The organism is Aeromonas simiae, from assembly GCF_000820125.1.
GTDB lineage: Bacteria > Pseudomonadota > Gammaproteobacteria > Enterobacterales > Aeromonadaceae > Aeromonas > Aeromonas simiae.
On record NZ_CDBY01000056.1, the window covers coordinates 1 to 19,756 of the forward strand.

At 62.8% G+C, this 19,756-nt stretch carries 20 protein-coding genes; 7 read left to right on the forward strand and 13 right to left on the reverse strand.

What is annotated here, in order from left to right:
* Nucleotides 1-211 (reverse strand): DUF4124 domain-containing protein (locus tag BN1134_RS10890; RefSeq protein ID WP_042047222.1); only part of this gene is annotated, 211 nt, incomplete at its 3' end.
* A gap of 90 nt (nt 212-301) precedes the next feature.
* Nucleotides 302-1,711 (reverse strand): glutamate--ammonia ligase, encoded by a 1,410-nt coding sequence (gene glnA / locus BN1134_RS10895; RefSeq protein ID WP_042047224.1) that lies wholly within the window; start codon nt 1,709-1,711, stop codon nt 302-304.
* A gap of 345 nt (nt 1,712-2,056) precedes the next feature.
* Between glnA and typA the strand changes: the two genes are divergently transcribed.
* Entirely contained in the window at nt 2,057-3,880 is a 1,824-nt protein-coding gene (typA, locus tag BN1134_RS10900; protein WP_042047225.1) for a translational GTPase TypA, read from the forward strand.
* Between the two features lie 109 nt (nt 3,881-3,989).
* A complete protein-coding gene (locus tag BN1134_RS10905; RefSeq protein ID WP_042047227.1) occupies nt 3,990-4,862 on the forward strand; it encodes a virulence factor BrkB family protein in 873 nt (290 codons plus the stop codon).
* Between the two features lie 48 nt (nt 4,863-4,910).
* Here BN1134_RS10905 and BN1134_RS10910 read toward each other — a convergent pair whose 3' ends face one another.
* The 6 genes from BN1134_RS10910 to BN1134_RS10935 all read right to left on the reverse strand — a co-directional run bounded on the left by BN1134_RS10910 (nt 4,911) and on the right by BN1134_RS10935 (nt 11,284).
* Nucleotides 4,911-5,939 carry an alpha/beta fold hydrolase gene (locus BN1134_RS10910; RefSeq protein ID WP_042047228.1) on the reverse strand — a complete coding sequence of 343 codons (1,029 nt, stop codon included), beginning with the start codon at nt 5,937-5,939 and terminating at the stop codon, nt 4,911-4,913.
* A gap of 25 nt (nt 5,940-5,964) precedes the next feature.
* The gene (gene trmH / locus BN1134_RS10915; RefSeq protein WP_042047229.1) at nt 5,965-6,699 is read right to left on the reverse strand and encodes a tRNA (guanosine(18)-2'-O)-methyltransferase TrmH; all 735 of its coding nucleotides are present in this window, start codon (nt 6,697-6,699) and stop codon (nt 5,965-5,967) included.
* Between the two features lie 48 nt (nt 6,700-6,747).
* Complete coding sequence (gene spoT / locus BN1134_RS10920; RefSeq protein ID WP_042047230.1) at nt 6,748-8,865, reverse strand: bifunctional GTP diphosphokinase/guanosine-3',5'-bis pyrophosphate 3'-pyrophosphohydrolase; 2,118 nt, start codon at nt 8,863-8,865, stop codon at nt 6,748-6,750.
* 125 nt (nt 8,866-8,990) lie between these two features.
* Nucleotides 8,991-9,266, reverse strand: coding sequence for a DNA-directed RNA polymerase subunit omega (gene rpoZ / locus BN1134_RS10925; RefSeq protein ID WP_005356265.1), 276 nt, complete (start codon nt 9,264-9,266; stop codon nt 8,991-8,993).
* Nucleotides 9,267-9,315: 49 nt separating this feature from the next.
* Entirely contained in the window at nt 9,316-9,942 is a 627-nt protein-coding gene (gene gmk, locus BN1134_RS10930; protein ID WP_042047231.1) for a guanylate kinase, read from the reverse strand.
* 241 nt (nt 9,943-10,183) lie between these two features.
* A complete protein-coding gene (locus BN1134_RS10935; RefSeq protein WP_084214785.1) occupies nt 10,184-11,284 on the reverse strand; it encodes a glycosyltransferase family 9 protein in 1,101 nt (366 codons plus the stop codon).
* Between the two features lie 83 nt (nt 11,285-11,367).
* On the opposite strand from BN1134_RS10935, the gene BN1134_RS10940 reads away from it, so the two are divergent.
* Both BN1134_RS10940 and BN1134_RS10945 read left to right on the forward strand, forming a co-directional pair.
* A complete protein-coding gene (locus BN1134_RS10940) occupies nt 11,368-12,075 on the forward strand; it encodes a 3-deoxy-D-manno-octulosonic acid kinase (protein WP_042047233.1) in 708 nt (235 codons plus the stop codon).
* Nucleotides 12,076-12,148: 73 nt separating this feature from the next.
* Entirely contained in the window at nt 12,149-13,012 is an 864-nt protein-coding gene (locus tag BN1134_RS10945; RefSeq protein WP_042047234.1) for a sensor domain-containing diguanylate cyclase, read from the forward strand.
* Here BN1134_RS10945 and BN1134_RS10950 read toward each other — a convergent pair.
* A complete protein-coding gene (locus tag BN1134_RS10950) occupies nt 12,993-13,847 on the reverse strand; it encodes a carboxylate/amino acid/amine transporter (protein WP_042047235.1) in 855 nt (284 codons plus the stop codon). The genes BN1134_RS10945 and BN1134_RS10950 overlap by 20 nt on opposite strands.
* Nucleotides 13,848-13,884: 37 nt before the next feature.
* Here BN1134_RS10950 and BN1134_RS10955 point away from each other — a divergent pair, with 37 nt between their 5' ends.
* Complete coding sequence (locus tag BN1134_RS10955) at nt 13,885-14,346, forward strand: DUF6314 family protein (RefSeq protein ID WP_415857803.1); 462 nt, start codon at nt 13,885-13,887, stop codon at nt 14,344-14,346.
* A gap of 101 nt (nt 14,347-14,447) precedes the next feature.
* Here BN1134_RS10955 and BN1134_RS20025 read toward each other — a convergent pair whose 3' ends face one another.
* Nucleotides 14,448-14,615: a hypothetical protein gene (locus BN1134_RS20025; RefSeq protein ID WP_198133171.1), complete on the reverse strand. Its 168-nt coding sequence runs from the start codon at nt 14,613-14,615 to the stop codon at nt 14,448-14,450.
* Nucleotides 14,600-15,496, reverse strand: a complete 897-nt coding sequence (locus BN1134_RS10960) for a DMT family transporter (protein ID WP_042047236.1) — start codon at nt 15,494-15,496, stop codon at nt 14,600-14,602. Before BN1134_RS10960 ends, BN1134_RS20025 begins: the two co-directional genes overlap by 16 nt.
* A gap of 90 nt (nt 15,497-15,586) precedes the next feature.
* Between BN1134_RS10960 and BN1134_RS10965 the strand changes: the two genes are divergently transcribed.
* Complete coding sequence (locus BN1134_RS10965; protein ID WP_042047237.1) at nt 15,587-16,546, forward strand: LysR family transcriptional regulator; 960 nt, start codon at nt 15,587-15,589, stop codon at nt 16,544-16,546.
* Here BN1134_RS10965 and trpS read toward each other — a convergent pair.
* Both trpS and BN1134_RS10975 read right to left on the reverse strand, forming a co-directional pair.
* Nucleotides 16,534-17,538: a tryptophan--tRNA ligase gene (gene trpS, locus BN1134_RS10970; RefSeq protein WP_042047239.1), complete on the reverse strand. Its 1,005-nt coding sequence runs from the start codon at nt 17,536-17,538 to the stop codon at nt 16,534-16,536. The genes BN1134_RS10965 and trpS overlap by 13 nt on opposite strands.
* Before the next feature lie 208 nt (nt 17,539-17,746).
* Nucleotides 17,747-18,181 carry a universal stress protein gene (locus BN1134_RS10975; RefSeq protein WP_042047240.1) on the reverse strand — a complete coding sequence of 145 codons (435 nt, stop codon included), beginning with the start codon at nt 18,179-18,181 and terminating at the stop codon, nt 17,747-17,749.
* A 331-nt stretch (nt 18,182-18,512) separates the two neighbouring features.
* Here BN1134_RS10975 and fabV point away from each other — a divergent pair, with 331 nt between their 5' ends.
* Entirely contained in the window at nt 18,513-19,700 is a 1,188-nt protein-coding gene (gene fabV / locus BN1134_RS10980; protein WP_042047269.1) for an enoyl-ACP reductase FabV, read from the forward strand.
* The last annotated feature ends 56 nt before the right edge of the window (nt 19,701-19,756 follow it).

Below are 19,756 nucleotides of genomic sequence, written 5' to 3' on the forward strand. Positions count from 1 at the left end.
GAAGGGTGGGGGCCGCCTTCGAGGCGGCCGATGTCTGCACCGCCATGGGGCCTGTGCCGAGCAGGGGGGGCTCGGCCAAGTCGATGCGGGTTGCCGCCGGTTGCGGGGTATCGCTGTAGTGGCTGACGCCGTGACGATCCACCCAGTGATAGACCGGTTCGGCCGCCAGCAGTGGGCTGGTCAGAAAAACCAGCCAGAGTCCTTTTCTCATGATACCCGCCTCCTCTTTCCTGCCAGAAAGCCTAACAGAGCGGCAATAAAAAACCCGCCTCGAGGGCGGGTTTTACACGGCAGAGCCGGCTTACAGGGAGTAGTACAGCTCGAACTCGACCGGGTGCGGGGTCATGCGCACGCGATCCACGTCGGCCTGCTTGAGCTCCAGGTAGGCGTTGATGAAGTCATTGCTGAACACGCCGCCACGGGTCAGGAACTCGCGATCGGCATCCAGAGAGGCCAGGGCTTCGTCCAGAGAGCCGGCAACGGTCGGGATCTCGGCCGCTTCTTCAGCCGGCAGATCGTACAGGTTCTTATCCATGGCATCGCCCGGATGGATCTTGTTGATGATGCCGTCCAGACCGGCCATCAGCTGGGCTGCAAAGGCCAGGTACGGGTTGGCGCACGGATCCGGGAAGCGGACTTCGATACGACGACCCTTCGGGCTCGGCACGATGGGGATACGGATGGAAGCGGAGCGGTTGCGGGCGGAGTAGGCCAGCATGACCGGAGCCTCGTAGCCGGGAACCAGACGCTTGTAGGAGTTGGTAGCCGGGTTGGTGAAGGCGTTCAGTGCCTTGGCGTGCTTGATGATACCGCCGATGTAGTGCAGTGCCATCTCGGACAGACCGCCGTACAGGTCACCGGCGAACAGGTTGACCCCGTCCTTGGCCAGGGACTGGTGGCAGTGCATGCCGGAGCCGTTGTCACCAAACATGGGCTTGGGCATGAAGGTCACGGTCTTGTTGTAGGCGTGAGCCACGTTGTGGATCACGTACTTCAGTACCTGTACTTCGTCAGCCTTGGAGGTCAGGGTGTTGAAGCGGGTGGCGATCTCGTTCTGACCGGCAGTGGCCACTTCGTGGTGGTGGGCTTCAACAACCTGGCCCATCTCTTCCAGGATCAGGCACATGGCGGCACGGATGTCCTGGGAGGAGTCAACCGGCGCAACCGGGAAGTAACCCCCCTTGACGAACGGACGGTGACCCTTGTTGCCGTGCTCGTACTCGGTACCGGAGTTCCATGCGGCCTCTTCGGATTCGATCTTCACGAAGGTGTGACCCATGGTGGTCGAGAAGGTGATGTTGTCGAACATGAAGAATTCCGGCTCCGGCCCGAACAGCACGGTGTCAGCGATGCCGCTGGACTTCAGGAAATCTTCGGCGCGCTTGGCGATGGAGCGCGGGTCACGGTCGTAGCCTTGCATGGTGGCCGGCTCGAGCACGTCACAGACGATGTTCAGGGTGGTCTCTTCGGTGAAGGGGTCCAGCTTGGCGGTGGCGGGATCCGGCATCAGCACCATGTCAGACTCGTTGATGCCCTTCCAGCCGCCGATGGAGGAGCCATCGAACATCTTGCCATCTTCGAAGAAGTCTTCGTCGACCTGGTGGGAAGGAATAGAGACGTGTTGCTCCTTACCCTTGGTGTCGGTAAAGCGCAGGTCAACAAACTTGACTTCGTGTTCCTTAATCAGGGCCAAAACGTTCTGGGCTGACATCTTGAGTAACCTCCGGTGTTTAAAACTCTAGCGGGTGTAGTGCGTGTCCGATTCTAACTAAGCGAGTATCGTGCCAAGTTTGTGAAGCCTTGATTTTATTGCCTCATCACGGGGCAGTGTGCGCGTTGACAGGGCAAAATGAAGCAGCTTGCACGATCTTGGTGCGTAATTGGATCATTATGGTGCTCTATCATGGTGCATTAGATGACAAATGCAACACTAGCCCATAAATACCTATCTTTCGGTATCTGGTGACGTCTTTTCGGAGCGCTGCGATTCTGCTAGGAAGATCACAAACTCAAGAGTACAATTAGCGCCCAATTTTACCCGGTGATTGAGGCGAGAATGTTAGAAAAACTCCGCAATATTGCGATTATTGCGCACGTTGACCACGGCAAAACAACCCTGGTTGACAAACTGCTGCAGCAGTCCGGCACCCTGGACCGCGGCAGTGAAGGTCAAGAACGCGTGATGGACTCCAACGATCTGGAACGCGAACGTGGCATCACTATTCTCGCCAAGAATACCGCGATTCGCTGGAACGATTACCGGATCAACATCGTCGACACCCCGGGTCACGCCGACTTCGGCGGTGAAGTAGAGCGTGTGCTCTCCATGGTTGACTCCGTGGTTCTGCTGGTCGATGCCGTTGACGGCCCGATGCCGCAGACCCGCTTCGTGACCCAGAAGGCGTTTGCCCACGGTCTCAAGCCGATCGTCGTGGTCAACAAGGTTGACCGTCCGGGCGCCCGTCCGGACTGGGTTATCGATCAGGTATTCGACCTGTTCGACAACCTGGGTGCCACCGATGAGCAGCTGGACTTCCCGATCGTCTACGCCTCTGCCCTGAACGGCATCGCCGGTCTGGAGCCGGATGCCCTGGCCGACGACATGACCCCGCTGTTCCAGGCCATCGTTGAGCACGTCTCCCCGCCGGATGCCGATCCGGAAGGCGAGTTCCAGATGCAGATCTCCCAGCTGGATTACAACTCCTACGTGGGTGTTATCGGTATCGGCCGCATCAATCGCGGCAGCGTCAAGCCGAACATGCAGGTCACCATCGTTGCTCGCGACGGCAAGACCCGTACCGGCAAGGTGGGTCAGGTGCTGGGTTACCTCGGCCTGCAACGTACCGAAGTGCAGAGCGCGCAGGCCGGCGACATCATCGCCATCACCGGTCTTGGCGAGCTGAAGATCTCCGACACCATCTGCTCCAACGCCGCTGTCGAGGCCATGACGCCGCTGACCGTGGACGAGCCGACCGTGACCATGACCTTCCAGGTCAACACCTCCCCGTTCGCCGGCAAGGAGGGTAAGTTTGTCACCTCCCGTAACATCCGTGACCGTCTCGACCAAGAGCTGGTGCACAACGTGGCACTGCGCGTGGAAGATACCGAGGATCCGGACAAGTTCCGTGTCTCCGGTCGTGGTGAGCTGCACCTGGGCATCCTGATTGAAAACATGCGCCGCGAAGGTTACGAGCTGGCGGTGTCCCGTCCGGAAGTGATCCTGCGCGAAGAGAACGGCGTCAAGATGGAACCTATCGAGACCCTGACCGTCGACATCGAAGAGCAGAACCAGGGCTCCGTGATGGAGAAGCTGGGTGAGCGTAAAGCCGAGCTGCGTGACATGGTGCCGGATGGCAAGGGTCGCGTACGTCTCGACTACGTCATCCCGGCGCGTGGCCTGATCGGTTTCCAGACCGAGTTCATGACCCTGACCTCCGGTACCGGTCTGCTCTACCACTCCTTCGATCACTACGGTGAGTACCGTGGTGGCAGCATCGGCCAGCGTCAGAACGGCGTGCTGATCTCCAACGCCACCGGTAAGGCGCTGGGCTTCGCCCTGTTCAACCTGCAAGAGCGCGGCCGTCTGATGATCGGTCACGCTACCGAGGTGTACGAAGGCCAGGTGATCGGTATCCACACCCGCTCCAACGACCTGACCGTCAACTGCCTGAAGGGCAAGCAACTGACCAACATGCGTGCCTCCGGCACCGATGAGGCCATCGTGCTGACCACCCCGATCAAGATGACCCTGGAGCAGGCGCTCGAGTTCATTGATGATGACGAGCTGGTTGAAGTGACCCCGAAGAGCATCCGGGTGCGTAAGAAGCTGCTGACCGAGCTGGATCGTAAGCGCGCCAGCCGTGGACGCAGCGAGGATTAATTCCGCGCGAAACACCAGAGAAGGGGGCTTTTGAGCCCCCTTCTTTTTTGCGCCTCACCGGCGGCTCTGACACAATACCGCTTCAGTCATAACGTCAGAGAGAAGACTCATGCTCACTCGCATGCGTGCCGGCCTGGTCGGTGCTTTCCACTTCCTGCGCCGGGATGGCCGCCATTTCGCCGAATTCGTCTGGTGCCGCTTCCAGCAAGATCGCCTGACCGTCACTGCCGGTTATCTCGCCTATGTCACCCTGCTCTCCCTGGTGCCCATGATCGCCGTGGTGTTCGGCATGATGTCGGCTTTCCCGGTGTTTGAGGGGCTGCGCCAGGCGCTCGAGCAGTTCGTCTATCACAACTTTGTGCCCACGGCCGGTGAGATGTTGCAGGAGTACATCAACGGCTTCGTTGCCAATGCGACCAATACCACGGCGGTGGGGATCGGCGCCCTGGTGTTTGTCGCCCTGATGCTGATCTCGGCCATCGACAAGAACCTCAACTACATCTGGCGTACCAAGCAGGGGCGCCCGCTCGGCCAGGCGTTTGCCATGTACTGGATGATCCTGACCCTGGGGCCCGTGCTCATCGGCGCCAGCATAGCGGTGAGTTCCTATATCGTCTCGCTGCGGCTGTTCTCGGCCGATCAGCTGTTCGGGCTCGGCTACTGGCTGCTGCGCGGCCTGCCGTTCCTGCTTTCGGTGTTTGCCTTCCTGCTGGTCTACACAGTGGTGCCCACCTGTAAGGTGCGGCTGACCCACGCCCTGATCGGTGCCGTGGTGGCCGCCGTACTGTTCGAGCTGGCCAAGCGCGGCTTTGCCATCTACATCACCAATTTCCCCTCTTACCAGGCCATCTATGGCGCGCTGGCCATGGTGCCTATCCTGTTTGTCTGGGTCTATCTGAGCTGGTTGGTGGTGCTGCTCGGGGCCGAGATGACCGCCTGCCTCGGTGAATACGAAAAACCGGCTCTCGAGGAGCTCGGCTGATAACAAAAACGGGCCCCATGGGGCCCGTTTTTCATTGTGTATGCCGGCTCAGTAGCGGCGCAGGAAATCGAGGGTGGCGGCCAGCGCCTGCTGGCGCTTTTCATCGCTCTCGATGAGCAGCTCATGCCAGGCGCCCTCGATGCGCAGTGGCTTTCCCCCTTCGCAAGGGGCGGCCCGACAGAAGGCGTCTTGGGCGGCATTATCCACCACACTGTCCTCACCCGCCTGCAACAGCAGCAGCGGGGTGTGGATCTTGCCGGCGCCCTGGATGGCCTGTTCACCCGCCTGGATCCCCTCGCGGATCCAGTGGGCGGTGGCGCCCCCCAGCTTCACCTCTGGGGTGCGTTCATACTGCTCGCGAAACAGCCGGTAGCGCAGCGGGCTGTGGGTCAGCTCGTTGTCGGCAAAGCCGTGATCTTCATAGCTGCCCTGTCCAGGCCCATAGGGGGGCTCGCCAAACCAGCTGCCGACCGTGTCGATCCCCGTAGCCAGCGCCTTGGCCAGCCAGGCCGGCAGGCCGCCGAGGTTAATGCCCAGCATGGGCGAGGAGAGCACGGCGGCCCGGATATCCGCAGGCCAGCGCTCGAGGTAGCGCGCTGAGATGGCGCCGCCCATGGAGTGAGCCAAGATGAAGACGCTGGCCGGCTTGTCCGCCAGCACTATCTGATCGTGGAAGGTCTTGAGATCGTCCACATAATCTTCGAAGTGCTCGACATAGCCCTTCTGCGGATCGCTCAGCAGGCGGCCGGAGCGGCCCTGCCCACGGTGATCGATGAGATAGAGGCTGTAGCCCTGGTGCCACAGATCCCAGGCCAGCTCCTGATATTTGAGGTAACTCTCGACCCGGCCGTTGACCACCATGATGGCGCGCTCGCTGCCTGGGTGGCGCAGGGCGGCGTAGCGGATGGGGACGCCTCCCTTGCCGGCAAACTCCCCCTCGACGGCATGCTCCTGCCAGAAGGCGGGCAGCGCTTCGCGGTGCAGCGCCTCAAGACGTGCTTCGGTGCTGAGTGGTACGGTCACGGCAAACACTCCGGGGGTCAACAGGGTAAACACAAGCAGCCAGCAGATTCTCATCATGGCTCTCCAGCAGGGCCGGGGATCACGCCTCCGGCAGGTCGTCCTCGTCATCATCCAGATGTGCCCAGCTGCTGCGGGACATCTGCACCTTCTGCCACCACGCCTCATCGGCGATGATCTCACCGGCGGCGTCGAGCTGAGGGTAGGGTAGCTCTTTTTGCTTGCAGATCCTGGCGAAGATGGGGTGTCCCCCTTCGAACAGGATGGCGTTCTGCTCTTCGGGGGGCAGCGGGCAACCACGGGTGTAGCAACCGGCCAGCTCGCGCTGGCGCTGCGCCTCGTAGAGGATGGCGGCGGCGGCCACCGAGACATTGAGGGACTGTACCATGCCGACCATGGGCACCACGATATGGTGATCGGCCAGTGCCAGCGCCTCTTCACTGATGCCGAACTTCTCCTGACCGAGCAGGATGGCGGTCGGCTTGGTGTAGTCGATGGCGCGAAAATCGACCGAGCTGTCGGAGAGGTGGGTCGCCAGGATCTGCATGCCGGAGGCCTTCAGCTCGGCCACCGCTTCTTGAATATCCTGATGCAGCTTCACCTCGACCCAGTTCTGGCTGCCACGGGCGGTGCCCTTGCGCTTGGCGATACGCTTGCGCGGCCACACCGCATGTACCCTGTGCACGCCGACCGCATCGGCAGTGCGCACGATGGCGGCCAGATTGTGGGGCTTGTGCACCTCTTCCATGCAGACGGTGAGATCGGTCTGGCGCATGGCCAGCATGTCGGTGATGCGCTTGAAGCGTTCGGGAGTCATGATGTTTCTCTGCGATAAAGCGGCGGGCGGCTTGCGCCGCCCGTCCGGTTAGTTCTTTTGCCGGCTGACCCGCAACACATCGGGCATGACGCGGATCTTGCGCATGATGTTGGCAAGGTGGATGCGGCTCTTGGTGGTAATGAGCAGGCTGACCTGATAGACCCGGCCGTCTTTCTCCTCGGTACTGATACCGTGGATGTTGGCGCCGGTGGCGGCGATGACGTTGGCCAGCTCGGCCAGCGCCCCCTGATGGTTGACGATCTCGATGATGACGCCGGTCTTGAACTCCTGCTCCTGCTCCTTGTCCACTTCCCACTGAACCGGCAGGTACTTGTCCGGCTCCTTGTTGTAGCCCTTGATGTTGCGGCAGGACTCCTGGTGGATCACCAGCCCCTTGCCGGGACTGACGTGGGCAATGATGGCGTCGCCCGGGATCGGGCGGCAGCAGTTGGCGAAGGTGACCAGCAGGCCGTCGGCCCCCTTGATCGGCATCTTCTTGTTGCTGCTCTTGGCGGGCTCTTCGGCCGGCAGGCTGTCGCCCAGCATGCGGCGCGCCACCATGACGCTCATGGCGTTGCCAAGGCCAATGTCGGCCAGCAGCCCTTGCAGGCTCTCATGCTTGGTATCGGTCAGCACCTGCTTGATGCGCGGCTCGGGGATATCCTCGATATTTTTGGCGCCGAGGGCATGGTTGAGCAGGCGCCGTCCCAGCACCACCGACTCCTCGGTGCGCAGGTTCTTGAGGAACTGGCGGATCTTGGAGCGGGCCTTGGTGGTCACCACGAAGTTGAGCCAGGCCGCGTTGGGGCGGGCGCCGGGGGCGGTGATGATCTCCACAGTCTGACCCGAGTGCAGCGGGCTGCTGAGCGGGTAGGGGTGGCGGTCGACCCGGGCGCCGACGCAGGCATGACCGATGTCGGTGTGCACCGTGTAGGCAAAATCGACCGGGGTGGCGCCGGCGGGCAGCTCCATGATGCGCCCTTCCGGGGTGAAGACGTAGATCTCGTCCGGGAACAGGTCGGTCTTGACCCCTTCGATGAACTCAAACGAGCTGCCGGCGCTCTGTTGTAGCTCGAGCAGGCTCTGCATCCAGCGCTGGGCGCGGATCTGGGCCGTGGTGCCCGAGCTGTCGCCATCCTGCTTGTAGGCCCAGTGGGCGGCGACCCCCTTGTCGGCCATCTGATCCATGAACTCGGTGCGGATCTGCACCTCGACCGGCACCCCGTGCGGCCCCACCAATGAGGTGTGCAGCGACTGGTAACCGTTGGTCTTGGGGATGGCGATGTAATCCTTGAAGCGGCCGGGGCGCGGCTTGTAGAGGCTGTGCATCTGGCCGAGCACCCGGTAACAGGTGTCTATGTCCTTCACCTTGACGCGAAAGGCATAGATATCCATTACCTCATGAAACTGCAGCTCTTTTTTCTCCATCTTGTTGTAGATGGAGAACAGGTTCTTCTCGCGGCCGCTGACCTGGGAGTCGATGCCCGCCTCGTGCAGACGGCCCTCGATCTCGCTTTGGATCGACTCGATGATTTCGCGCCGGTTGCCGCGGGCACGGCGCACCGATTCGCGCAACACCCGGGAGCGCATCGGATAGAGCGCCTCGAAACCGAGCTCTTCGAGCTCATTTTTCATGGTATGGATGCCGAGGCGGTTGGCGATGGGGGCGAAAATTTCGAGCGTCTCGCGGGCGATGCGGCGGCGCTTGTCCGGGCGCAAGGAGCCCAGGGTGCGCATGTTGTGGGTGCGATCGGCGAGTTTGATCAGGATGACCCGGATATCCTGGGTCATGGCCATCACCATCTTGCGGAAGTTTTCGGCCTGCGCCTCTTTGCGATCGCGGAATTTGAGCTTATCGAGCTTGGAGACGCCGGAGACCAGCTCGGCCACGGGATCGCCAAACTGGGTGGCGAGATCCTCTTTGGTGACCGGAGTGTCTTCGATGACATCGTGCAGCACGGCGGCCATCAGGGTCTCATGATCGAGGCGCATGTCGGCCAGGATCCGAGCCACCGCCACCGGATGGGTGATGTAGGGCTCGCCACTGGAACGCATCTGTCCCTGGTGCGCATCACGCGCGACCACATAGGCCTGCCTGAGTTTCTCGACCTGCTCCTGAGGCAGATAGGAACTGGCTACTTCTTTGAGACTTTCAAACAGATACAAGTCGGCCCCGCTAGCGTGTCGCAATGTCCGTGAAATGAGAAGGAGAATGGGGTGAGTGTGCGAGGTTTTTGATCGCTTGTAAATGGGCAAGGGCCCGTAGACGGGCCCTTGCCGGGAGGGGAAACTTAGCCGCGACCCTCAGCGATGGCGGCAACAGCAGCCAGTTCGGCGGCTTCCTGCTCCTGCTGTTCGTAACGATCCTGAGCGTCCATGACTTGGTTGTTCACCAGGCCCTGTTCGATCTCACGCAGGGCAATCACGGTCGGCTTGTCGTTCTCTTCGTCAACCAGGGGCTCTTTGCCTTGAACCGCGATCTGGCGGGCGCGGCGCGCGGCGACCAGCACCAGGTCAAAACGGTTACCCACCTGTTTTACAGCATCTTCTACAGTAACGCGTGCCATGCAGGACTCCAGTGTTTAAAAATGACGCAAAATAGTACTTGGTTTTAGCTTATTCCGCCAGTAGCTGTTGCAGCAAGTCCTGCTGCGCCAGTTGCTGGTTGGCCAGCGTCAGACGCTGGCTCTCGAGGATGGCGCGCAGCTGGAATAGGGCGTGCTCGAAATCCTCGTTGATGATGACATAGTCATACTCGTCGTAGTGCACCATTTCGGCGGTGGCCTTGGCCATCCGGCCCGCAATGACCTCAGCGCTGTCCTGGCCGCGGCCAATCAGACGGCGCTCCAGCTCGGTGCGGCTCGGCGGCAGGATGAAGATGGACTTGGTCGCCATCTGCTCGCGGATTTGGCGGGCGCCCTGCCAGTCGATGTCGAGAAACACATCGATACCCTTGGCTAGGCTGGCCTCGATGGCGGCGCGGGAGGTGCCGTAGTAGTTGCCGAACACCTCGGCCCACTCCAGAAAATCACCGTTACCGATCAAGGTCTTGAACTGCTCAACCGGCACAAAGTGGTAATGCTGGCCGTCAACTTCGCCCGGACGCGGGGCTCGGGTGGTGTGGGAGACCGACACCATCATCTTGCCCGCCGCGTTGTGCTGGGTCAGCAGGGCATTGATCAGGCTGGACTTACCCGCCCCACTGGGGGAGGAGATGATATAGAGGGTGCCTTGCTGCGCCATGGGCTCACCTTGCTCCTGAATGCACTCGAACTGGTTGTAGCAAACCCGGCCGTACTCTGCCCGCTGGGCGACGGCTCATTGCCTGAGGGCAAACCGGGGATGCAAAAGGGGGCGTGATCTTAGCAGAAGGGGCGGGATAAAAAAATGGCTGGAATCTCTCCAGCCGCTAAAAGAGTGTGCTTGCTGCGCGAAGTATCATCACGCACCCGCTATGGTGCCCGCTCTCGCGCCACCGCGGCCATCAGGTTATCTCTGAAACCTCGTTCGGTTTGGCCGAAACGGCGATGCCATGGTGAGCGCACAGACGGTCAAATGCCTCAATCACCCGCGCGGGTTCAATGCGCTGCATCGCCAAGGGATCTTTCACCCGGGTACGCCAGCCCAGTTCGGCCAGCGGCTTGCCGGTCTCAGCCTCGACACACGCCTGATAGACGCTGACGACCCCTTCCGGGCAGTGGTAGGGGCCGGTGCGCGCCGGATTGTGGTGGGCATAGAGACCGAGCACCAGTGTGCCCGTGATGGTGGCCATGTGGGCCGGCCCGGTGTCGGGAGCCAGCACCAGGCTGGCTTCGCCGATCAGTGCCAGCAGCTGCGGCAATCGGGTCTGGCCGACCAGGTTGCCCGGTTGTGTGTGGCAATGCGCTTGAATGTCTCGGGCCAGATCGCGCTCCAGCTGGGCCGGCCCGCCACACAGGAAGACCTGAAAGCCCCGCTCGGCCGCATGATCGGCAACGGCGGCATACCCCTCGGCAGTCCAGTTCTTGAAGGCCTTGCTGGCGGCGGCGCAGATGAGCAGAGTCGGTCTGCCTTGCAGCGTCTCACGGGCCCAGGCGCGATCCTGCGGGTCGATCGGCAGGTGCCAGTCCGGTGTGAGATCCCGCACTCCCAGCTCGCCGGCGAAGGCGAGAAAGCCATCCAGCACATGGGGCGACGCGGGCGAGGGAACCGGGTGGTTGGTAAACAGCCACTGGCCGTCGTTGGCTCGTTCACGGTCGAAGCCGAGTTTCACGTCCGCCCGAATGCCGAGGGTGGCGATGCTGGCGCGCAGCGCCGCTTGCAGGTGCAGCAGGGCATCGAAGCGGCGTCCGGCCAGCTGTTGCCATAGCTGGCGATAACCGCGCCAGCCCTGCCCCTTGTCGAAGGGGATGATCTCGACGCCAGGCAAACCGGCGAACAGGGTGGCCTCCAGCTTACCCACAATCCAGGTGATACGGGTATCCGGCCATTCGCGGCGGATGGCATTGATCAGCGCCAGGGCATGACAGCAGTCACCGATAGCGGAGAGGCGCAGGATGCACAGGGAGCGGGGAGGAGTCTGGAACAGCGGCATGATGTGACGCAATCAGGGGAAATGAGATGCTGGGCATTATGCAAACTCCCCCGCGGATTGTAAAATTGCGCGGATTCTTCTGACGGAACAACGCGATGCACGTCATCAATCACAACAAGCAGGTCTGCTGGTATGCCGAGCAGGCCTTTGCCGACCCTCATCCCCGTCTGTTCGACCCCCATTGGTGGCAAGAGCAGAAGGCGGTCGTCGGCTCCTCCCTCGGCCGCGGAGTGACTTGGTTCGTCAAGCTCGATGGGCGGCATATGGTGCTGCGCCACTACTATCGGGGTGGCATGGTGGGCAAGCTGGTACGTGATCGCTTCTGGTTCGAGGGGGTGGAGGGCAGCCGGGCCATGGCTGAATTTGCCCTGCTTGAGCAGCTGTGCGCGCGGGATCTGCCAGTCCCCAGGCCTTACGCCGCTCGCATGAGCAAGAACGGCCCCTTCTACCGAGCCGATATCCTGCTGGAGCGGATCCGTGGCGCCAAGGATCTGGTCGATCTGCTGAAGAAGGGGCCGGTGCCTGATGCTACTTGGCAGCGTATCGGTCAGGTGATCCGCCGCTTCCACGATGCCGGTGTCTATCACGCCGATCTCAACAGTCACAACATCCTCATCGATCGCGATGACAAGGTGTGGCTGATTGACTTCGACAAGGGGGCGATCCGCAGCCCTGGCCCTTGGCAACAGGCCAATCTGGAGCGGCTGCTGCGCTCTTTTAACAAGGAGTCGGTGCTGCACACCAGCTTCCACTGGGTGCCGGGCAACTGGCAGAGTCTGATGGCCGGTTACCGGGGTGAGTGAGTCCCGTTGCTGGCCGTGGCGGGCAGTGATAAAACTGGTAGCAGTTCGTCCCTTCTGAGTGTCGAGGTCGGTTATGGAACCACTCCGTTCTCCTGTGATGACCATTACATCGCGCCTCGATGAGGCCCGGGCACGACAGGCGCTGGCGCTGTTGCAGGCCGGCGTCTGGTGCTGGAGCCCTGAGGCGGGGCTGGAGCGGGATCCCGCCTGTCTTGCCCTGCTCGGTCTGGAGCAGATGGATGACGATCTCGACTGGCACGGCCGGGTTCACCCGGACGATGGCCAGACGCTGCAAGCCGCCCTGCAAGCCTGTCTGAGCGGTGAGCGCATGACCTTGCACCTGGAGTACCGCATTTTGCACCATGACGGTCACTATGTGCGGGTCGAGGAGCGGGCCCAGCGTGAAGGCAACGGCAGGGTGTTCGGTGTGGTGCGCCTGTGCGAGCCGTTCCACTCCCAGCTCGACCCCGATCTTGCCACCGACCCGCTGACCGGGCTCGACAGCCGGGTGCGTTTCGAGCGACGCCTTGCCGAGCAGCTACAGCGAGGTTCTGCCTTCCCCTTTTGCCTGCTGCGCTTCACCGTCGATCATAAGTCCAAGATCCTGCAACTGTTCGGCGAGGCCGACTGCGACGCCATGCTGGCCAAGCTGGCCCGCTTGGTGCGCCGCGAGCTGCGCAAGGATGATCCCTTCGCCCGCTGGGATGAGGACTCCTTCATCCTGATGCTCTCCGAGACCGACCGGCTGGCCGGGCTGGAGATCGCCGAGCGGCTGCGCATGGAGATCGCCGATGCCAGCCTGCTGCCGGGGCGCCCGGTGACGGTGAGTTGTGGTCTGGTGCAGCGCCAGGAGGGGGAGCAGCTCGATCACCTGTTGGCGCGTCTGGCCAGCTGCCACGGTCAGGCGCGGCGCGCCTTTAATACGGTGCTCGGTTAGCGGGCCGGCAGACGCGCAGGGAGAGCGCCATCACCGCGCCGCCGAGCAGCAGACGGGTCAGGTCGGTCTCCTTGTTCCACAGCAGCAGGTTGACGACCAGGCCGGCCGGGATCAGCGCGTTGTTCATGATCGCCAGCACGCCGCTGCTGACCCGGGTCGCCCCCTTATTCCACATGAAGTAACCCAGTCCCGACGCCCCGACCCCGAGCCACAGCAGTATGCCCCACTGTAGCCCTGTGCTCGGGTAGCGCGGCTCGCCGAGCAGCCACCAGGCGGGCAACGCCACCGTCAGTGCACCGAGATAGAACCAGCCGAACACCTGATGCTGTGCCGGCGGCGCCGCCTCTCGCTCTATCATCACCTTGTATCCCACCTGGCCGAGGGCGAAGCAGAGGTTGGCCCCCTGCACCACCAGAAAGCCCAGCAGATAGCTCTCGGTCAGGCCGTCGAAGCGGATCACCGCTGCCCCGGCCACGGCCAGCAGCGCTCCCCACAGGAAGCGCGGGTTGAAGCGACGCTCCATCAGGTCATAGAGGGCGGTGACGTAGAGCGGGGTGAAGATGGTGAAGATGAGCACCTCGGGCACGCTGAGCAGCAGGAAGGAGTGGTAGTAGAAGAGGTACATCAGCCCGAGCTGGGTGCCCCCCAGCTCCATCAGCCTGAGGATGAAGCCGGGGCGCAGGCCGCGCCACGTCAGAAAGGGCAGAAACACCAGGCTGGCCAGTATGATGCGGGTCAGCACCGAGAAGTAAGCATCCACCTGACCGGCCAGATAGACGCCGATCAGGCTGAAGGAGAAGGCCCAAAGCAGGGTCACGCCGACGAGATAGTTCATGAGGATGAGAAGTGTTCAGTTGTAAAGGACGGGCGCCATGATGACCGATAGTGAGACCGCGATCCACTCCCTGTGGCATCTGCTGTCACAGATCACCGCGTTTACCTTCCAGGCAGGTAATGGGGAGGGGTCGCGCACCGACTGGAATGGCCGCGCCGCAGGGCAGGTGGTGGTCACTCCCTGGGAGGGGGGGCTGAGCTTTGCCGAAAGCGGGCAGTACACCACCCCTCACGGCCAGCGGCTGGCCATGAGCAATCGCTACGGCTGGCAGCGCGGCGAGCAGGGTATCCGGCTGTGCCACCTGAGGTTTGGCGCTCCGGTGCCGCTGTTCGAGCTGGTGCCGGTCACGGCCCGCCGCTGGCAGAGTCGCGAGCCCCACCTGTGCGGCGCCGATCACTACCGGGCCGAGCTGGTACTCACCGAGCAGGGGTTTGATGTGGAATGGGTCATCACGGGGCCGCGCAAGAATGAACGTATCGCCTATTGCTACCGGATCTAGGGAACAAAAAAGCCGGTGACGGGCACCGGCGAGGGGACAAGCGGAGGTTCAATCCCAAAAGAACAGTGGAGGCTCGGCCTCCAAGCACACAAGGAGGCGGCTCAGGCTACCCGGCTCAGGGCGTAGTGCATGATCTCCTGCAGCTTGGCGTCAAACAGCCAAGGGAGCAGGGTCATGGCCAGGGCGGCCAGGGCCAGCAGGCGTTGCCGATGTTGGCGGGCGGCGATCAACAGCAGGCCGCCACACAGCGTGGTTATGAGACCTGACATGGCGCCTCCAGGCGGGCGCGGCGCTGCTGGGCCCACTGGTTCATGGCGACCGAGCCGAGGATCAGCGCCAGCGCGAAGCCGGTGGTCTGCTGCACCTGCTCGCCGAGAAACAGGGCGCCGAGCAGTACTCCGAACAGGGGCACCAGGTAGTTGCTGAACGAGGCAAAGGTGGGGCCGGCCTTCTGGATCAGGGCCATGTAGAGGAAGTAGACCAGGCCGGTGCAGAAGATCCCGAGCAGAGCCACGGCGCCGATGGCCCGATGGCTGGGCAGGTGCAGCTGGCCAAGATCGGCCATGAAGGGGGTGGCGATGAGTAGCTGCACGGCCGAGCAGCATAGGATGTTGCGGGCCACCACCACGGGGTGATCCTTGGCGAAGCGCTTGATCATCAGCAGGCCGACGGCGAAGCAGCTGGCGCCAAACAGGATGGCGAGTGCCCCGAGCAGGCCGGCGTTCATCCCCTGGGCGAGCTTGGGCCAGAACAGCACCACCACCCCGACGAAGCCGAGCAGCACCGAGGCGAGCCCGCTCTTGGTGATCCGTTCACCACTGATCAACAGCGGCGCCATCAGAATGGTGACAAACGGGATACACCCCATCACCACGGCGGCGATGGCGCTGTCCACGTACTGTTGGCCCCACGCCACCATGATGAAGGGGAGGGTGGCGTCGAGCAGGGCGATCAGCATGTAGGTGCGCCACGGCGTGTGCTCGCTTTTCAGTCTGAGCAGCAGGCACAGCAGCGCCAGGGTCAGGGTGCCGCACAGGGCGCGCCCGGCGGCAACCAGGATGGGGGCCAGCTCGGCCACCGCCTGATGCATGAAGATGAACTGGGATCCCCACAACAGGCCGATCGCCAGCAGGAGCAGATAACTGCGCATGATTGGTCTCCAATGAATATCGGGCCGATTCTAGGGAATCTGGTAGTATGTCAAAAATGAATTGTTAGCATTTATCTATGGCTTATTTCGATGGATACCTCCCTCGCCCGCCTCGATCTGAACCTGCTCGCCGTCTTTGACATCCTGATGCAGGAGCGCAACGTCACTCGCGCCGCCGAGCGGCTGCACCTCTCCCAGTCCACCGTCAGCCACTCCCTGGGGCGGCTGCGCCAAGCTCTGGGGGATCCCCTGTTTGTGATGACCCGCCGTGAGATGGTGCCGACCGAGCGCGCCAAGGCGCTGGCCGGCCCGGTGCGCAGCGCGCTGGCATTGCTCGAGCAGGGGCTGCGCCAGGCGGAGGCGTTTGATCCTGCCAGCGCCCAGCGGGTGTTTCGCATCGCTGCCCCCGGCTCGGTGGAGCACGGCCTGCTACCTGGGGTGGTGGAGCGCTTGTGGCAACGCGCCCCCCACTGCCGGCTCGAGGTGTGCGAGCTGGCCGACAGCGACTACGAGCGCGAGCTGGAGAAGGGGGAGCTGGATCTGGTGATCGGGTTTGCCGGCGCCAACCACCTCTCGCCACGGCTGTGGCGGGAGGAGTGGTTCTGCAACCCGCTGGTCTGCCTGTCGCCCCTTGGCAGCGATCTGCCCGAGCGGGTGACCCCGTCAGAGCTGGTGGCGCGCCCCCACATCCACACCTCCAGTTGGGGCCACAGCCAGGCCATGGTGGATCACTGGCTGGCCGAGCAGGGGGTGAAGCGGGAGCTAGGGGTGCGGGTACCAAGCTTCATGGCGGTGCCGCAACTGATGGCCACCGGCCGCTACCTGGTGGTGGTGCCTGAGCTGATCGGTCGCCATTTTTGCCGCTACTACCCGCTGCGCATGCATGCACTGGCCCCGGAGATCCCCATCGTCTACCTTATGGCCGGCCATCAGCTGACCAACCACGACGGCGCTATCCGCTGGTTCAAGGCGCTGCTGCACGAGCTGGCTCGCGAGCGCTTCGGCCCCACCCCGTGTACCTGCCACGGCCCGGCGTCTCACCCGAAATAGTCGAGCCCCATCGCCCGCTTCACATCGCCGAGCACGCTGCCGGTCAGCTCGCGGGCCTGTTCGCTGCCACGGCGCAGCAGTGCCAGCAGCTCTCCCCGCTCGGCCAGGGCCGCCTGGCGCCGCGCCCGCATCGGCGCCAGCAGCGTTTGCAGGCAGTCGTTGAGGATCTGCTTGCAGCGGGTGTCGCCGAGGCCACCCCGTTGATAGTGGGCCTTGAGATCCGCGACCAAGGCGGGGTCGGGATGGAAGGCATCGAGATAGGTGAAGACGGTATTGCCCTCGATCCGCCCCGGATCGCTCACCCTCAGGTGGTGGGGGTCGGTATACATGGCGAACACCGCCTGGCGCAGGGCATCGGCCTCCATGCCGAGGGTGATGGTATTGCCGAGGGATTTGGACATCTTGGCCTGGCCGTCGATGCCGGGTAACCGCCCCTGGGCGCCGAGTATGGGCTGGCATTCGGTCAGCACCGGCTGCCCGACCAGGCTGTTGAAGCGGCGCACGATCTCGTTGGTCTGCTCCAGCATCGGCAGCTGATCCTCCCCCACCGGCACGTGGCTGGCACGAAACGCCGTGATGTCGGCGGCCTGGCTCACCGGGTAGGTCAGAAAGCCGGCGGGCAAGCTGCGCGCAAACCCCTTTTGCTGGATCTCCGCCTTCACCGTCGGGTTGCGCTCGAGGCGCGCCACGCTCACCAGATTGAGGTAGTAGGCGGTCAGCTCGGGCAGGGCCGGCAGGGCGCTTTGCAGGCAGAAGGTGGTGAGGCTTGGGTCCAGCCCGGCGGCCAAGTAGTCGGCCATCACCTCGAGTACGTTGCCGGCCACTTTCTCCGGCTGGTGGCCGTTGTCGGTCAGGGCCTGCTGATCGGCGATCATCACGAACTGGCGATAGTGGTGCTGGGCCTCGACCCGCTGGCGCAGTGAGCCGACATAGTGGCCGATGTGCAGCGCCCCGGTGGGGCGGTCGCCGGTGAGGATGGTAGCTTGTTGCATCTCGTTGCTCCTTGGGGTGACCGGGGCCGGGAGACGAGATCAGACATGAGGTGGCTCGCCGCTCGGCGGCCACGGGTTTTTCTGCTGGAAAATAGAAATAGAAAAGGGGTGCCGCCTGATTAGAAGCAGCACCACCAAGCAGTGATGGGGAAAATAGTCGTGTTCATGGATGATGACACTACGCTTGTGCGCTGGGGCAGGCAAGCCCCTATTTCGGCAGCGGCACCACCAGTAGATCGCACGGCACCGTGTTCATCAGCTGACGCGCGCTCGAGGTGAGCAGGCTCCAGAAGGTCTGGCGATGGCCGCATACCAGCAGATCGACCTGGTACTCGCGCACCGCCTGATTGACCCGCTCGCAGAGGTCGCCACAGATCACCAGCTTCTTCTCGATGGGGAAGTCGATGGGGGCGAGGAAGGTCTCCAGCTTCTCCTTGGCCTCGGCGATCACCTGATCCTGCACGTTGTCGATGTCGATATCGATCATCTCAGTGTAGAGATCCTTGAGATCGACGTCCACATAGATAACCGACAGCTTGGCGCCGTTGGAGCGGGCGCGATCCACCGCCTTCTCGATCACTTTGCGGTTGTCTTCGGCAAGATCGACCGCCGCCAGTACGTGTTTGTAATAGGTTCCGCTCATGGCGCCCTCCTTGCTGCTCAAGCAGTCTCTTCTGAAACTTGACCTTATTGTGCCCCTGTTGCCGTGTCATGACCATGACCAGACCTTGACTCACGACAAGATGGCGAAACATTATCCATTTCTTTGAGGGGGATCACGCTACCCCCTTGTTCCCTCTGCGGGGGAGGCATACCATGCAGCCGTGCTCCGCAATGGGCATCAAACAATAAAAGCATCTGAATACCGCTTTGGGGAGCATTCTGCTCCCTTTTGTTTTTCCTGTGGCAGGTCAATGGCGCAGCCGGCTCAATCGGCTATGCTCTACGCCCTCTTTTTTTCGCAGGACTCTCTCATGATCATCCAACCCCAGATCCAGGGCTGCGTGGCCCGCAATTGCCACCCCATCGGCTGCCGCGCTGCCGTCCAGCAACAGATTGCAGCGGTGCGCGCCGCTGGCGCGTTCAATGCGCCGCGCCGGGTGCTGGTGATCGGTGCCTCCTCTGGCTTTGGTCTGGCCTCCCGTATTGCCCTCACCTTCGGTGCCGGTGCCGACACCATCGGCATCTCCCTCGAGCGTGGCCCCAGTGAGAAGGGGGTGGGCAGCGCCGGCTGGTACAACAACATCTGGTTTCGTGAGGCGGCCGAACAAGAGGGGCGCCTTGGCCTGAACCTCATCGGTGATGCCTTCTCCGACACCATGCGCCAGCAGGCCATCGCCGCCATCCGCGAGCATCTCGGTCAGGTGGATCTGGTGGTCTATTCCCTGGCCAGCGGTCTGCGCATCCTTGCCGATGGCACCCAGGTGCGCTCCACGCTCAAAACCACCGGCGAACCCTTCACCGGCCTTGGCTACGACATCGAGCACGACGCGCTGGTGGAGCAGAGTCTGGCGCCGGCCAGCGAGCAAGAGATCCGTGACACGGTGAGCGTGATGGGCGGGGATGACTGGCAACTCTGGATGCAGGCTCTGGCCGAGGCGGATTGCCTGGCCCGTGGCGCCCAGACGGTGGCCTACTCCTACATCGGCCCCGAGTCCACCTACCCCCTCTATCGTGACGGCACCATTGGCTATGCCAAGGAGCACCTGCACGCCACGGCCGAGGCCATCAACCTGCAACTGGCCGGGATCGGCGGTCATGCCTGGGTGTCGGTGTGCAAGGCGCTGGTGACCAAGGCGAGCGCCTTCATCCCGGTGCTGCCCGTCTATCTGGCGGTGCTGATGCAGGTGATGAAGGAGGAGGGGAGCCACGAGGGGTGCATCGAGCAGATGCGACGCCTGTTTGCCGAGAAGATGTTCGGCGCCCAAGGGGTGGTGGCCGACGGTCAGCGCCTGATCCGGATGGATGACCGAGAGCTGGCACCTGCGGTGCAGGCGGCGGTCGATGCCCTGTGGCGCCAGGTGACCCCGGAGAATTTCCACATCCTCGGGGACTTTGCCGGTCTGCGCGCCGACTTCTTCGCGCTCAACGGGTTTGGGCTTGAGGGGGTGGATTATGGGGCCGCCGTGGCGGTGGCCGAGTTGGCGGTGCTGCGCCCATAAGATAGCAAGACCACGTCTGTATCTGGCTCGCGCGGCCCCAGCCGCTCGCTCAGTGG